General features: G+C 71.2%; 13 protein-coding genes. 5 read left to right on the top strand and 8 right to left on the bottom strand.

What is annotated here, in order from left to right; translation table 11 throughout:
- The first annotated feature begins 47 nt into the window (after window positions 1–47).
- The 3 genes from OG294_RS39395 (at window position 48) to OG294_RS39385 (ending at window position 2422) form a co-directional block, all read left to right on the top strand.
- Window positions 48–311 carry a GlsB/YeaQ/YmgE family stress response membrane protein gene (locus OG294_RS39395; RefSeq protein WP_327071380.1) on the top strand — a complete coding sequence of 88 codons (264 nt, stop codon included), beginning with the start codon at window positions 48–50 and terminating at the stop codon, window positions 309–311.
- Window positions 311–1972 carry a bifunctional phosphatase PAP2/diacylglycerol kinase family protein gene (locus OG294_RS39390; protein ID WP_327071379.1) on the top strand — a complete coding sequence of 554 codons (1662 nt, stop codon included), beginning with the start codon at window positions 311–313 and terminating at the stop codon, window positions 1970–1972. Before OG294_RS39395 ends, OG294_RS39390 begins: the two co-directional genes overlap by 1 nt.
- 258 nt (window positions 1973–2230) lie before the next feature.
- Entirely contained in the window at window positions 2231–2422 is a 192-nt protein-coding gene (locus OG294_RS39385; RefSeq protein ID WP_327071378.1) for a hypothetical protein, read from the top strand.
- Between the two features lie 138 nt (window positions 2423–2560).
- On the opposite strand, the gene OG294_RS39380 is transcribed toward OG294_RS39385, so the two are convergent.
- Window positions 2561–2731, bottom strand: a complete 171-nt coding sequence (locus tag OG294_RS39380; protein WP_327071377.1) for a hydrophobic protein — start codon at window positions 2729–2731, stop codon at window positions 2561–2563.
- Window positions 2732–2866: 135 nt separating this feature from the next.
- Here OG294_RS39380 and OG294_RS39375 point away from each other — a divergent pair, with 135 nt between their 5' ends.
- Window positions 2867–3040, top strand: a complete 174-nt coding sequence (locus OG294_RS39375; RefSeq protein ID WP_327071376.1) for a CsbD family protein — start codon at window positions 2867–2869, stop codon at window positions 3038–3040.
- A gap of 298 nt (window positions 3041–3338) precedes the next feature.
- Here OG294_RS39375 and OG294_RS39370 read toward each other — a convergent pair whose 3' ends face one another.
- Window positions 3339–3950 (bottom strand): transposase family protein, encoded by a 612-nt coding sequence (locus tag OG294_RS39370; RefSeq protein ID WP_327071375.1) that lies wholly within the window; start codon window positions 3948–3950, stop codon window positions 3339–3341.
- 243 nt (window positions 3951–4193) lie between these two features.
- Between OG294_RS39370 and OG294_RS39365 the strand changes: the two genes are divergently transcribed.
- Window positions 4194–4640, top strand: coding sequence for a hypothetical protein (locus OG294_RS39365; protein ID WP_327071374.1), 447 nt, complete (start codon window positions 4194–4196; stop codon window positions 4638–4640).
- A gap of 24 nt (window positions 4641–4664) precedes the next feature.
- Here the strand turns inward: OG294_RS39365 and OG294_RS39360 are convergent, their stop codons facing one another.
- From OG294_RS39360 to OG294_RS39335, 6 genes are all read right to left on the bottom strand, one after another.
- Window positions 4665–4787, bottom strand: coding sequence for a hypothetical protein (locus tag OG294_RS39360; RefSeq protein WP_327071373.1), 123 nt, complete (start codon window positions 4785–4787; stop codon window positions 4665–4667).
- 57 nt (window positions 4788–4844) lie between these two features.
- Complete coding sequence (locus OG294_RS39355; RefSeq protein WP_327071372.1) at window positions 4845–5123, bottom strand: hypothetical protein; 279 nt, start codon at window positions 5121–5123, stop codon at window positions 4845–4847.
- On the bottom strand, window positions 5098–5703 hold the full coding sequence (locus OG294_RS39350) for an Imm21 family immunity protein (protein WP_327071371.1): 606 nt from the start codon (window positions 5701–5703) through the stop codon (window positions 5098–5100). The genes OG294_RS39355 and OG294_RS39350 overlap by 26 nt, the downstream gene beginning before the upstream one ends.
- Window positions 5661–6098, bottom strand: a complete 438-nt coding sequence (locus OG294_RS41295) for a hypothetical protein (RefSeq protein ID WP_442789297.1) — start codon at window positions 6096–6098, stop codon at window positions 5661–5663. The genes OG294_RS39350 and OG294_RS41295 overlap by 43 nt, the downstream gene beginning before the upstream one ends.
- A gap of 158 nt (window positions 6099–6256) precedes the next feature.
- Window positions 6257–13105, bottom strand: coding sequence for a DUF6531 domain-containing protein (locus tag OG294_RS39340; RefSeq protein WP_327071370.1), 6849 nt, complete (start codon window positions 13103–13105; stop codon window positions 6257–6259).
- Between the two features lie 23 nt (window positions 13106–13128).
- Entirely contained in the window at window positions 13129–14022 is an 894-nt protein-coding gene (locus tag OG294_RS39335; RefSeq protein WP_327071369.1) for a hypothetical protein, read from the bottom strand.
- Between the last annotated feature and the right edge of the window lie 134 nt (window positions 14023–14156).

The raw sequence follows: 14156 nt of genomic DNA, 5'->3' as shown, positions 1-14156 counted from the left end.
GGCGTGCGTTTCAGCGGCATCATCGACACGAAGGGCGGCGCAGTCGCATGGGAATCATCGCGTGGATCCTGATCGGCCTCCTGGCGGGAGCGATCGCCAAGGCCCTGATGCCCGGCCGGGACCCCGGCGGAGCGATCGTCACCATGGCGATCGGGATCGCGGGCGGGTTGCTCGGCGGGTGGCTCGGGAAGATTATCTTTCATGTGCACTCCATCAACGGCTTCTTCCACCTCTCCACCTGGATCGCCGCGATCGCCGGCTCCTTGATCATCCTGACCCTGTACCGGCTGACGGCCGGTCGGGGCCGCTGATGACGACGGCCCGGCGGGTCCGGGCGCTGGTCGCAGTCGACCGCCGCGCCCGGCCCGCCGGACTGCTCGACAACGGCCCGGTCCGCGCCGGCTCCCTTCGGGCCGGTTCCCTGCGGGCCGGGCCGACCCGCGCGAGGGAGCGCGCCGCCACCGTGCGCGGCGCTGCCGCCGCGCTCGATCAGCGGCTGTTCGTCCGGGTGGCGCGGGCCCGGCTGCCCGGCGTGGGGCGGGTGCTGCCGGGGCTGAGCCGGGCGGCCGATCACGGTGTGCTGTGGTCGGCCGCAGCGGCAGGTCTGGCGGCCTGCGGTACCCCGCAGGCCAAGCGGGCGGCCGGGCGGGCACTCGGCTCGCTGCTGGTGGCCTCGGCCCTGGCCAACGTGGTGGCCAAGCGGATGGCCGGGCGTCCGCGCCCCGAGCTGAGCTCCGTTCCACTGGTCCGCCATCTGCGCCGGGCGCCGTTCACCAGCTCCTTCCCGTCCGGGCATTCGGCTTCGGCCGCCGCATTCGCGGTCGGTCTGGGCCTGGAGTCGCCCGCGCTGGGCGTGGCGGCGGCGCCGGTCGCGCTCGGCGTGATGCTCTCGCGCGTCTATGTGGGTGCCCACTATCCGGGTGATGTGCTGGCCGGTGCCGCGCTCGGCGCGTCGACCGCCGTCCTGCTCAGGCGCCGGCGGCCGGGGCCACAGACCCCTCCCCCACCGGCCGGGCTGCCAGGGCCGGCGGTCCAGCTGCCCGCGCTGCCCGGTGGAGCGGGCCTGCACGTCGTGGTGAACAGCGGCTCGGGCGCGGGCGGCCTGGCCGACCTCTGGCGCGACGCCGACGCCGACGATCCCCACCAGGCGCTGATCCGGGACCTGCTGCCGAAGGCCGACGTCCAACTGGCCTCGGACGGCGACGCGTTGCCCCAGTTGATCGCCGAGGCGGCCGAACGGGCCCGCGCCGACGGCGGCGCGCTCGGCATCTGCGGCGGCGACGGCTCGATCAATCTGGCGGCGGGGATCGCCGCCGAGCACGACCTGCCGCTCGCGGTCTTCACCGGCGGCACGCTCAACCACTTCGCCGCGGACGCCGGCATCACCGACTTCGCGACCGTGGCCGCGGCGGTGACGGCGGGCTCCGGAATGGCGGTGGACCTGGGCACGGTGACCGACTCCGGCGGCGACCGGCACCGGGTCTTCGTCAACACCTTCAGCATCGGCGTCTACCCCGACCTGGTGCGCCTGCGCGAGCGTTGGGAGCACCGGATCGGCAAGTGGCCCGCGCTGGCCCTGGCCGGCGCCCGGCTGCTCCACACCGCCGAGCCCGTCGAACTGGAGATCGCCGGCCGGCCGCGGCGCATCTGGCTGCTCTTCGCGGGCAACGGGCGCTACCACCGTCGCGGCGTCGCGCCGATCACCCGCGAACGCCTCGACGACGGGGTGCTCGACGCCCGGGTGGTCAACGCCGGACACCGATTCACCCGACTGCGCTTGGCCGTGGCCTGCCTGACCGGCGCGCTGGACCGCACCCGGTTCTACCACGCGACACGGTTGCGAGCTCTTGAACTCACCGACCTGACAGCGGTGAGCCATCTGAGCGTGGACGGTGAAGCGGTGCCGGCGCCCGACGCGCTACGACTGGCCTCGGCCGCCGGGGCGCTGCGGATCTACCGCGTCACCTCCTGATCGAACGCGGGTGGCGGTGGCTCGCCCGTCCGGCGAGGGGCTGAGCCGTTTGAGCCGCCCTCCAGTGGTCAGACGACACCTGAGGCCGTCGGCCGGCCCCGCGCGTCTCTCCCCCCTCACGCGGCGGGTCGGCATCCGGATACGGCCTCGGGCAGCCGCTCCGGACCCGGTGAAACCACCCGGGTCCGGGGCGCTTCCCGTTCACCCGCACGGCGGCACCGCCCTGATCGAGCCCTGATCAAGCAGACCCAGAAGCGCATGGCCCGCCCGCACGCCGAGGGCCTGGCCGAGTTCGTGCCCCTGCCGCAGGCCGGCTGGGCGAAGGCCTGGCACCTCAACGCCCAGGGCGCGGCAGCGGCGGCGACCTTCCCCGATGCCCGCCGAGAGCGGGGCGGCGCTCGGAGGTCGCGCTGGTTCAGGGCGCAGAGAGCGCGCCGCCCCGCCCCGTAACCGCTTCTGCCCGTGGCGCCGGGGGTTCAATCACTCCCCGCTCTCGCGTGCCCGGCCCCGGGCCGCCATGGTCGGGTACGCCAAAGCGGGGCGCCCGCTGGTCGGGCGCCCCTCGAGGCCGTGCGGTGCTGGCCGCTGCTACCAGCGGTACCAGCGGCCCCGGCTGCCGGAGGCGCCGGTGCCACGGGCGACAAAGCCCACCAGCCAGACCACCAGCACCACGATGGCGACCCACCAGAGGATCTTCACCGCGAACCCGAGGCCGAACAGGAGAAGGGCGAGCAGCAGGACGAGAAGAAGGGGAACCATCGTGACCTCCACAATTCAGTGTCGGAGGACCGGGTGCCCTGGTCCGGCGCCACTATTCGTAGGAATCTTCCGGTTCGGGTCGGGCAGGCGACCCGATGTCAGGCAGGACGGTGCACCCATGACGAGGAGAGTGCGATGAGCACGGGCGACAAGATCGAGAACGTCGGCGACAAGCTCAAGGGGAAGGTCAAGGAGACCGCCGGCAAGGCCGTCGGCAACGAGCGCCTGGAAGCCGAGGGCAAGGCCGACCAGGTCAAGGGTGACGTCAAGCAGGCTGGCGAGCACGTCAAGGACGCCTTCAAGCACTGAGCGCCCCGCGCGCAGGGGTCCCCGACCGCTTTGGTCGGGGACCCCCGCGCGTTCCGCGGCAACCTTCCGGCACCGTACCGCCGCCCCCACGAAGGAGACCGCCGTGCCCGGGACAGCGGCGAGGGCAACATCGGATCGGCGAGGGATTCGTAGACGCCCTCCAGCCTCGCCAACAGCCGCTCACCGCGCCCCCGGGCGGATTCGACGGACTGAGCGTCGCGCGGGACCAGCAGGGCCGGGACCCGGGAAACCGCACCGCCTACCCCTCCCGTCGATCATCGTCCCGCGGCCGCCCACGCTACCCGCGCCAGCCGGCCACCCTCAGCGGCTTGACGCGATCAGGGTTCGCCCGGTGATGAGAGCCGATCGAAGTCGACCTCGGTGGGACGGCCCAACGGTCCGGATCACGCGGCACCACTTCGCGGCGGCCGAGGAAGCGTTGCAGGGTGCGCCACTGCTTGTGCTCGGCGTTGGCGTGCTCCACACAGCTCCGCTCCGAGGACTGCTGATGGCGCTCCGCGTTCCAGGCGGCGACTTCCTCCGGTGTCGCGTCCTTCTTCGGTTTGAGTGGCGGGGCCTGGACCCGGCCTGGAAATTCCTTGGCCAGACCCCGGTATCCGGCGGCGACCTTGGCTTTGACCCGTGGGAACTGCTCGAACAGGTCGGCGATGCCCTCGGTGCGCACCGCTGTCTGGTCGTGCATCCGGCCGGGGCGGAACGCGCCGGCCCACAGGGTGCGGCCATCGCCGTCGGTGACGACGGTGGCCTTCTTGGTGTTCATCTTCTTCTTGCCCGAGACGAGCGCGCGTCGGCCGGGCTTGTTGACGCGCGGGCGGCGGGCCTGGACCTCGGTCCCGTCCAGCCGCAGTTCGACGCCCTCGGCCGCCGCACAGGCAAAGACGTCCGCCAAGGTACGAAGTCGCAGATCGGGGTGTCCCTTGACGGCGCAGCCGCGCGCCGCGATTCAGCCGTGCTCCACACCCTACGTCCACTGGGGCGGGTGAAGCGGTCGAGTGTGGATCTTCAGGCTTCGCCGCGGGCTGCCCGTAGACGTTCGCCACGCAGGCCGAGTTACGCGTCCGCCGGTTCCGCTGTCGTGAACGAGTGCTCCGGACGAGCCGGGCTGTCGGCGATGGATGCGAGACTCGTCGCCATGACGCTGTGCGATTACTTCTCTGCTGCTGACGACCAGGCCGCTTTGGCGGTGGCCGGGCGGGCCGGGGGGCCGGCCGAGGTCGTGCCCGACGTGGTCTTCCTCAAGAACATCGACCCGGTCGTCGCCATCGCCCAGCTCGAATCCGTTCTCACGAACTGCACCTATGAGGAAGCCATCCGACGCCCGCGGGCCGGGCAGTTGCTGTCCTCTCCGGAGGACGACGGCCTCCTCATCATCAGCGTGTCGGACAGCCTGGCCGAGGCCCTCGCAGAGGCGACGCGGGCCGACCTGGAGCGCATCGCCAAGCCGTGGTCGTTGACCGCCGAATTGCAGCAGAGCAAGGTCGACGCCTTCAACGCACTTGATGTCCTTGATGCCTTGACGGGCCTCGCCCGGCGTGCTCGGGCAGCCGACATGCACCTGTATTGCTGGTGGGCCCTCTGAACCGGACAGGCTGCCCGGGCCGGCTCAGTCGCGGCTGACGCGGTTCTCGTCGATCACCCGCTGGGGCATCGCGCTCCACACCCGGTCGGCGTGGACGTCGCGGCGGATCACGGTGGTGCCGGGCTGGAACAGCTTGGTGTCGGTCACAGTGGCAGTCTTCCCGGCTCCGGGGCCGGGAAGTCCGCTCGAAGGTGTGACGGCGCCTCAGGACTCCGGGAGACCCGTGGCGGCCGACCGCCCACCGGCCCGGCGGCTGCGGGGCCTCCAGACGCCTGCGCAGCTCTTGGCGGCCCGCGCGAGTTCCTTCCGGTCGGTGGCGTTGACGGTGCCGTCCAGGACGGCGGAGACGTCGGCGAAGGTGCCGTCGTCGAGAACGCGGCCCGCGCACAGCCGGACGCGCAGGCACGGGGCGAAGGCGTCGAGTCCGGGATCCGCGAGTGCGGGCCCGGTGTTCGAATCATCGAGTCGTGGTCGGCTGAGCATCGGCTTCCGGGAGGAGCTGGACGACGCTGACCCAGGGGAAGTCGCCGGTCTTCTGGAACGCGCGGACTCTCCAGCGTCCGCCCGGCAGGGGGACCGGGGCCTGCGCCGGTTGGCCTCGGCCGTCCGGGTAGGGCGTGTCGAGGTACCGGCCGGCCTCCGCCGAGTCCATGAGGACAGCCGGTCCATCGGTCTCCCAGGTCCCGCACTCCTCCCAGGACGTCACCGGGTCGTCCAGCGCTGCTTCGGTGACGGTGAGCAGCTCGGTGTCGGAGTCGGCGGCGAGCCAGCGCATGAAGGCCCGCTGTTCAGGCAGGTAGCAGGTGGTGGCGCCCTCGTCGCCAAGCACCAGCGCGGACACGGTGTCGTGGCCGCGCAGGGTGATCACCTCGGCCAGGCCCTCGACCTCGCAGGCCCGGTCGTAGTCGTCCGGCTGGTCGCCGTCGCTGATGATCATGCCGTCTTCGGTGCACCCGCCCCAGTGGGGCAGCGCGGACGCCGGGATGACGATCAGCGGACCGCCCATGGACTCGACCCAGGTCAGATCGAGGGACCTCCGGACAGCATGTCGATCAGAACGCATGGGCGCAGTGTGCCGCTGACCAGTGACAACCAAGAAGCCCGGGTGAGCACTGCCTCCTCCAGTGTCCATGCCACTGCTTCGACAGGCCCTTGCAGGTCCGGGAAGGTGACCAGTTCGTCGAAAAGTCGGCGGTTCTTGAGGCAGTGGTAGAGCTGGCCGAGCATGCGGTTGAACAGGTTGCGCTGAGCGCAGGCGTGCCAGGCGCTGGCGTCGTCACGGCGACGGCGGTGGTGGGCCTTGGCGCCGGGTGAGGTGGTGAGGGTGGCGAAGGCCCACAGGTAGCCTGCGTCGCGGCCCCTGGCGTGGCGATGCCGACGGCCAGGCGTCGGGCAGGTCTTCTGTCCATGGCTGCTCCCGAAGTCGTATGCCGAGCACCACTCCTGACTGCCCGGCACGTCGCCTACGGGACGGCCTTCCCCGGTCCGCACCCACGAGCCGCGCGGGACGGCCCGCCGCTCCCGCCGGGGCTCGGCCGCCCACGGCGTCGAGGCGCTCCCGGTCACGTGGTGACCGGGAGCGCCTCGAACCCGTCCGGGACTCGGGCCGCTCCGCGTCAGGCCGTGGCCCGACTCCGGCCGCAGCCCGCGCCCGAGGAGTCGAACGAGGGCGGCGGGTTGGTGATGAGGCCGATCGGGTCGAGTCCGGAGACGACGGATCCGAAGAGGGCGCCCACGCCGTTGCTCAGGACGCTGCTTGCGGCCTCGCTCCCGACGAGGCCGCCGAACACCCCTCCCACCCCTGAACCGCCGAACCCGGCCTCGGCTCCGACGAGTCCTTCGAGACCCGCCTTCTCGAGACCCGGCGTCCCCCATTTCACCGACTCCCAGCCGCTGTCGTTCGCCTGGGTGAGGACGCTCGACGCGAAGGACCCCGCACCGCTGGCCAATCCGCCGAGCAGCATGCTCGAGCCGAGTGAGCACTCCGGACCGCAGAGCCCGGCGAGACCGCCGGCGACCATGCCGGTGTCCGCATCGATCAGCACGTCCTTGACGTTGAGGTTGCCGTTGATGAGGCCGTTCGCGACGCCGCCCACCGCACCGCCGACCGCGCCGACGACCGCTCCGATGATGGCCGTGCAGAGCGGCCAGCACAGTCCGCTCCGGTCCGTGACGTTGGCCGGGTCGTCCTGGGCGTACCCGTAGGCCGACCGGCTGATGTCGATGGCCGGGTCGCGGGTGAGGAACTGGGCCGTGGCGGGGTCGTAGTACCTCGCCTGGAGGTAGAGGAGCCCCGAGGCGGCGTCCTGGTAGCCGCCGGTGAACGTGAGGGGTGTCGTCGCCGGCCCCGAGGACGAGGTGATCCGGCCGTAGGGGTCGTAGCCGAAGCCGGCGGCGACCGCGCCACTGCCGTCCAGCAGTTCCCTGGTCGATCCCAGCGAGTCGCGCAGGTACCAGTAGCTCGTGCTCCCGGCGAGCTGCTCGACGGCGCCGCCCGGCCCGTAGACGTAGCTCGTGGTGCCGTCGCTGAGCAGGTCGGCGGTCTGGGCGTCGTCCCAGGTGAACCTGGTGGTCGTGCCGCCCGAGGTGGTGCTGGCCCGCAGTCCGTTGCCGTCGTAGGCGTTGGTGCTGCTGCCTGCGGGGCCGGTGGTGGCGGTGAGCCGGTTCGCCTGGTCGTAGGTGTAGGTGCTGGCCGTTCCGGACGCGGGCTGGGCCTTGGTGCGGTCGCCCAGCGAGTTGAAGGAGTAGGTGGTGGCACCGGTGGGCGCCGACTGGCACGGTGCGCTGCTCGTCGGCGTGCCCGGAAGGGTCCAACACAGCTGCGAGGCCGCGTCGAAGGTCTGCGCGCTGCCCGCGACCGTGGTTGGGTTGCCGGCCGGATCGTAACCGTACGACGCCGAGTCGGTGCCGCTCGCGGAGGCCAGCCGCTCGGTGGTGGTGTAGCCGAAGCTCTGGGCCGTGTCGGGCAGGCCGCTCGGCGTGCTGGTCGCCACCTGGCCGGCGCCGTCCCGGGTGTAGGCGAGGGCGGCCAGGGTGTTGGTGCCGTTCGTGAGCGTGGTGCTCGCCGTCCGGCCGTCGTCGTCGGCCGTGGTGGTCACGGTGTCGCCGTCCGGGTAACCGGTCGACGTGAGGGTCCCGTTGGCGTCGTAGCCGAACCGGGTCGTGGCGTTGTTCCAGTCGGTGACCGAGGTCTGCCGTCCCGCCTTGTCGAAGGTCTGGACGACGGTCTGGGTCGGGCCGCCGGGGTAGACGATCGAGGTCGTCCGGCCGTCGTTGTCGTAGCCGTAACCGATCGAGGAGCCCGCGCCGTCGGTCTTCGAGACGATCTCGCCGAACGCGTCGTAGGACCAGGTCGTGGTGCCCGTGCCGTCGGTCATCGCGGTCCGCACCCCGCCGCTGTTGTACCGGTAAGTGACGTTCGGGGTGACACCGTCGGAGTAGCTGAGCGAGGTCAGGTGCCCGGCGGCGTCGTAGCCGTCGGTGACCGTCTGGTTGGCGGCGTTGACGCTGGTGCGGGGCTGCCCGTCCGCGTCGTAGGTGATGGTCGTGGTCCGGCTGTCGGGATCGGTGCGGCTGGTCTGGTGGCCCTGGCTGTCGTAGCCGTACACCGTCCTGGCTCCGTCCGCGTCGACGGTGTCCGCCGTGCTGCCGTCCGGGTTGTAGTCCGTGCTCGTCCGGGTGCCGTCCGCGTTGATGGTGGCCGTGAGCCGGTTCGCCGGGTCGTAGGTGTAGGTCGTCTGGTTGCCGTTGCCGTCGGTGCTGGAGGTGCGGTTGCCGTCGGCGTCGTACCCGGTCGAGGTCGAACGGCCCAGCGGGTCGGTGGTTTTGACGATGTGACCCCACGCGTCGTAGGAGAAGGCGGTGCACCCCTTGGCCGGTGGCGTGCATCCGGGGGCGGTGCCGGCGGCGCTTCCGTCCGGGTTGACCATCGAAGTCATCCGCCCGGTCGCGCTGTCGTAGCCGTACTGGAACCGGCTCCCCATCGGGTCGGTCTTGCTGACGGCCTCCCCGGAGGCGTTGAACGTGGCGGAGGAGGTGTAGCCGTCGGCGTCGACGACGCGGGTCTGGTCCCCCGGATGGGCGGCGTCGTCGTAGTAGTAGGCCGTCGTGCGCACCGGCGGGGAGGCCGGGTTGCTGTCGACGATCTCGGCGGACTGCTGCGGCTGGGTGACGGTGGTGCTCGTCGGCAGGCCGAACGTCAGCGTCCCGTCGTTCGTCCCGCCGGACACCGCGATGTGCCCCGCCTGGTCGTACGCGTACATGGTCAGCACCCCCAGGGGGTCGATGGCCGATGTCATGTCGTCGATGGCGTCGTAGGTGTAGGCGGTCGTGCTCCCGTTCCCGTCGCTGGCCGAGATCTTGTTGCCGTGCTCGTCGTAGGCGAAGGTCTGGACGTTGCCGAGAGGATCGGTCACGGTCGTCACGCCGAGGCTCACCGGGTCGTACGTGTAGGACCAGGTGCTCGGCGTGCTGCTGCCGTACCCCTTCGTCTCCGAGGCGAGAAGCCCGTTCTGATAGGTGTAGAGGACCTGGTGCCCGGCGGCGTCGGTGACGAGGGTCTGCCCCGCCGCGAGGGAGGGGCTGCTGCTCGGACCGTAGGAGAAGGTCGTGGTGCGGCCAGTCTGGTCGGTCTGGGTGACGACGCGTTCCGACGAGTCGTACGCCATGCTCATCACCGGTGCGGGGCTCGTCGTGGTGTCGCCGTAGTACTTGGCCTGGCGCCATGAGGTGAGCAGGTGGGAGGCGGTGTTGTAGCCGTAGACGGTGTGGTCGTTGTCCTGCGGGGCCGGGAGCCGCGTCGTCGCGGCACCGTGGACGTCGGTCAGATCGCCGGCGGCGTCGTAGGCGTAGGTGACCTGGCGTCCGGCCGAGTCGCCGAGGCTGGTGATGTGCCCGCCGCTCCAGCCGAGCGTGTACACGTGCCCCGCGGGATCCGTGATGGTCGACAGCTGGCCGCCGCTGTAGGCGAGGGTCGTCGCGTAGGGACTGGTGGCGTGCGCACCGGCCTGGTCCGTCTCGGCGAGGAGGTGGCCGGTGGCGACGTCGAAGGTGTAGATCTCCTTGCCCCTGCGGGTGAGGGTGTAACTGGAGCCGGCCTTGGTCAGCGTGGCGTCATAGCGTGGCGCCGAGGGCACGTACCCGGTGGCGGTGCTGGTGAACGTGAGCTGGGAGCCGTCCTCCTGATGGACCGTCACATTGCCGGTGGCCCCGTCGGTGACCGCGGAGAGGTTGTAGGAGAAGGTCCAGCCGTAGCCGAACGGCCCGTCGAGCGCGCTCCCCCCGTTCGGCCCGGCGGGATCGGCCAGGGCCGAGGCGTAGGTGCGGGTGAAGGACAACGGCATGCCACGGCCCGGCGTGGACAGGTCGGTGACCGTCTCGCCGTAGTAGCCGGTCGCCGTGTCGACCGGGTCACCGGCGGTTCGGGTCGCGCAACCGCACTGGATCCACGCCGGGTTGCTGCCGGTGGGCGCGTCGGTGATGCCGGGCGGTCCGCCGATCGGCGTTCCGGGGGTGCCGCCCTGGGGGAGGAAGGCGATGGCGTCGTAACCGACGTCGTACCCGCCTGGAGTCATCGCGCTCTGGTTCGACAGCTGGACGGTCGCGCCGGGGGACATCGCGAACGTCCCGATCGTGACCCACTGGTCCGAGCCCCAGGCCTGGTTGACCCGGATCTTCCACGGGCTGGCGTTGCCGCCCGGATTGACGACGTAGACGACGTCGGTCGCGCGGGCACCGGTCGCCGGGATGTGCAGCTTGACCTTGTAGTACTGCAGGCCCGGCAGTGTCGGGGTCCACGTGCCGGTGTTCATGACGGCGGCCTCAGTGCCGTTCTGGGTGTGGTCGAACATGACGTAGCCGCCGAAGCCGGCGCCGAGCTGGTGGGTGTCGATCGCGCCCGTCGGATCACCGTTGGCATTGGTGCCGTAGGCCATCGTGAAGGATCCGCCGTTGGACCAGTTCGAGGTCGACGGGCACCCGACGATGTTCAGCGGGGTCCTGCCCGCCGCCAGCCCGACCTGTGCCGCGACGATGACCGGTGGTCCGTTGGAGGTCGTCGGCACGACGTTCGTGTCCAGGGCACAGACCGGTGGGTGCGGGTCGGTGACCGGGGGCTCGGTGGAGCCGGGGCCGACCGCGTAGGCGCTGGTCGAGCACGTCGTCGAGCAGGTGGGTATCCAGGTGACCGGCGCGTGCCACCAGCACTCGTAGTCGGCCAGCGCGCAGGTGCCCGACTGCCCGCTCGCGCCCGGCGTGCAGAGGTTGGCTGTCGTGGTGCAGAAGGTGTTGAAGGCGGGGATGTTCAGCCAGTTGCTGCCGCCGTTGAAGTTCGCCTGCGCGTACGCGTGGGTGCCCGTCCGCACGAGCGGGGTGCCCATCCAGCCGAGCACCCGCTCCTGGTAGGGCCAGTCGGCCGGATGTGCCGCGTCGCCGTAGCTGTAGGCCAGGTAAGGGGCGCGGTTCGGCGGGAAGTTGGGGTTGACGGGGTTGTTCGCCCAGCCCAGGCCCCACGTCCCGTCCGGGCCGGTGCACGTCGGGCCGGGGGTGCAGCCGGTCGTGTTGCCGTGCTTGGCGTCCGGCTGGACACCGGTGTTGTACGCCCAGATCGCGAAGTACCAGTTCTCCAGGAAACGCGGATCGCCACCGTTGGCGGTGATCCCGGCGCTGTACAACGAGTTCCAGGTCCGTTCGAGGATCTGCAGGCCGGCGGCGATGTTCTCCTGGTAGTCCACCGCGATCTTCCACTGCCCGTGCGCCGAGTACTGCTGACCCGTCTGGCTCGCGAACATCCCCGTCGTCACCTGGGAGATTCCGTAACCGCAGTCGGCACCAGCGTAGTTGATCGTGTCGATCGTCCCCGCGGCACCGTAGTAGTCGGCGATCACGGGGTTGCCCGCGATCCCCGGCAGAGCGTGCCAGGACGCCTGGTCCCAGTTGGACTCCTGCGCCATGATCGCCTCGAAGACGGAGCGCGGCACGGTGTTCCAGGTGTCGCTCGACGGGTGCGAGAGCGGCACGGCGGCGAAGTCACCGTTGGGTGAGTAGGAGACCAGGCCCAGGTTGCCGAAGTTCGCGGGGCGGGCGTACGCCGAGCCGGTGAGCAGGTTCTGTTCGGCCATCTGGACGGCCCAGTCGATCTGGCTCGATCCCGGCTGCGCCACCTGGAACGTGGGGCTGTTGCGGGGCACCGAACACGCCGGGGTCGCGGGTGTCCCGGCCGCCGCGCCGCCGGCGCTGCTCGCGGGTCGGCTCTGCTCCGGGTCGGGGGCCGGCGGCAGGTCTGCGTTGAGGGCGTCCGGGTCGACGCCGTCGGGGACGACAGCCGAGGTCGCGGTGGTGGCCGGGGTCTCGGCCGTGCTGTCGTACGGCTGCTTGACGAGTCGTCCCGTCCTGGCCGCGAGAACCGTCGAGTCGGGGTTCGCGTCCGTCCGTTGCGCGCCGAAGACCGCGTCGCCGTCCATCGAGACCGTCAGCGGGTCGGTGATCGACTTCGTGTCGAGCGGGCGTACGGCGGCCCCCGCGTCCATGTGGTCGGCGCCCGTCACGATGGTGTGTCCACCGCGCCCCGCGAACAGCTGGAGTCGGGAGGTGTTCCCCGTGCCCGCGTCGCTGACGGCACCGTTGCCCTCGTGCTCGACGTGAGCCGTCCCGGAGCCCGGTGCGGTGACGAGGAAGTCCACGCCGCCGTCGGCTGCCGGGTGCAGATCGTAGGCCTGGCCGGGAAGGGTGGCGAGGGTCAGGGGGAGGCCGGTCCGCGGCCCGGACTCGGGCACCGACACCAGCCGGGAACCGAGGACGCCGACCACTCCGTGCGCGGTCGGGACCACCGACGTCAGCTGGCCCGCGATCCTGGTCGTGTGCTCCACCGTGCCCGACGCCAGCGCGGCCGAGACGACCTCGGTGGTCTGCTGGTCGTCCCCCAGGGCGGCGGTGAACTCCGCCTCGTCGCCGGTCCCACAGCCGGGAGAGTGGTAGGCGAGGGCAACACCGCTGGCCACGGCCCGCACGCGCCCCGTCTCCAGGTCGACCGAGTACGCGAAAGCGCCGTGGTCGCGTCCCGCCGTCGAGTTCGCGGCCGAGAGCGGGGCCACCGTCACCGCCGCATAGCGACCGTCGCCGGACACGCACTGGTAGCCCGTCCACGACGACTCGTCGAGGCCGCCGGGCTGCAGCACGGCGATCTCGTGCCACGCGAATCCCGATTTCTCGCGCGAAACCTCGAGGTGATAGCCGTGGCCGTCACCGGATCCCGATACCGCGAGGTCGGGGGACGAGGCCGCGGCGGGACCGAAGTCGGCGGCGACGCCCTGCCGCAGCGGCGCGTTCGGGCGGCTCGGCGAAGCGGACGCGGTGACCGCCGCCACCCCGTTGGCGGCCAGACTCAGACAGAGCGCGACAACGACCCGCCTCGTCCAGTGGTGCGGTGTGAACCACCGCGGAACGACTCCGTGTGCTGCAGTCCGCATCGCATCCCCAGTCGGTGCCTGGCTCATCCTGCGTTCGCCCCGCCGGCGGCGATGATGTGCGCCGCCTTGCCGAGCCGGTCGTCAAGGCTCTGTTCGAAGGCCGAGAGGGCTGCCGCATGCGACGCGATGTACTGCTTGTCGTACGCGGTCTCGACGGCTACCGCCACACCCATCAGGTTGGTGGACAGCTTGCAGCCCAGATCGGCGGTGGCGGTGGCGATCTCCTGCGGAGTGTGGGCGAGAAAGACCGCGCCCGGCCGCTCCGCGGACCGCCACTTCGGGTCGTCGTAGGCCGCCCAAGGAGAGGCGTAGTCGAAGCCCTTGGACTTCATGCAGGTGCTCCACCGGGCGTTGACGTCGACCATCCGGGGATCGGTCGCCGGAACCTTCGGCCCGCCGTCCGGCAACTGGCCGGAATCCGCGGGCATCGGCGGATCTCCGACCTCCGCTCTGCCCTTCCCCAGGCACCCGTGGTCGGGAACGCTCTTCCCGTCGAACACGGTGACGGCCTTGTTCGATCTGTCCACTCCGTCGAGAACCGCGAGCACCGCATCGGAGATGGTCGGCTGGGCGCCGGCGTCGCTGACACCGACCGCGTCGTACCCGTTGCTCCTGGGGGCGGCCGGATCGAAGAAGCCGTAGAGCACGGAGCGACTCTTGAGCTCCCGGGGCGTGTCGCCGAACGCATCGCCCCACTGCGGAGCCGGATAGCTCAGGCCGTAACTCTGTACGCACTGCCGGGTCACGACGGTGGAGGCTTGGAACAGCGTCCTGGTCTGCTCGACGGTGACGTCGTAGCGATCGATGGGCAGGGTGATCTGGTCCACCGAGGTGATCACCGCGATGGGACCGAGCGGCGGTGGTGCGCCGTGCGGCGTCGCCGTGCCGCGGGCGCAGGAGGCGGCGGCGATCAGCACGGCCAGAACCGCCGCGACCCTCGTCGTCCTGGTACTCGAAACGGTCTTGATCCTCAAGATGCGACCTCGGTTGGTCCCGGTTGTCACTCGTCGGTGGTGGCGGCCGCCTCCGGGACCGGCGACCGCCACCACCG

The organism is Kitasatospora sp. NBC_01302 (assembly GCF_035976515.1).
Taxonomy (GTDB): Bacteria; Actinomycetota; Actinomycetes; order Streptomycetales; family Streptomycetaceae; genus Kitasatospora.
The sequence above is the reverse complement of the archived record's forward strand: the minus strand, read 5'-3'. Positions and strand labels throughout refer to the sequence as shown.

What these genes read in the sequence shown, in the direction of transcription:
- OG294_RS39395 (WP_327071380.1), top strand. Translation starts at nt 48, where the DNA reads ATGGGAATCATCGCGTGGATCCTGATCGGCCTCCTGGCGGGAGCGATC.
- OG294_RS39390 (WP_327071379.1), top strand. Translation starts at nt 311, where the DNA reads ATGACGACGGCCCGGCGGGTCCGGGCGCTGGTCGCAGTCGACCGCCGC.
- OG294_RS39385 (WP_327071378.1), top strand. Translation starts at nt 2,231, where the DNA reads ATGGCCCGCCCGCACGCCGAGGGCCTGGCCGAGTTCGTGCCCCTGCCG.
- OG294_RS39380 (WP_327071377.1), bottom strand. Translation starts at nt 2,731, where the DNA reads ATGGTTCCCCTTCTTCTCGTCCTGCTGCTCGCCCTTCTCCTGTTCGGC.
- OG294_RS39375 (WP_327071376.1), top strand. Translation starts at nt 2,867, where the DNA reads ATGAGCACGGGCGACAAGATCGAGAACGTCGGCGACAAGCTCAAGGGG.
- OG294_RS39365 (WP_327071374.1), top strand. Translation starts at nt 4,194, where the DNA reads ATGACGCTGTGCGATTACTTCTCTGCTGCTGACGACCAGGCCGCTTTG.
- OG294_RS39355 (WP_327071372.1), bottom strand. Translation starts at nt 5,123, where the DNA reads ATGCTCAGCCGACCACGACTCGATGATTCGAACACCGGGCCCGCACTC.
- OG294_RS39350 (WP_327071371.1), bottom strand. Translation starts at nt 5,703, where the DNA reads ATGCGTTCTGATCGACATGCTGTCCGGAGGTCCCTCGATCTGACCTGG.
- OG294_RS39340 (WP_327071370.1), bottom strand. Translation starts at nt 13,105, where the DNA reads ATGCGGACTGCAGCACACGGAGTCGTTCCGCGGTGGTTCACACCGCAC.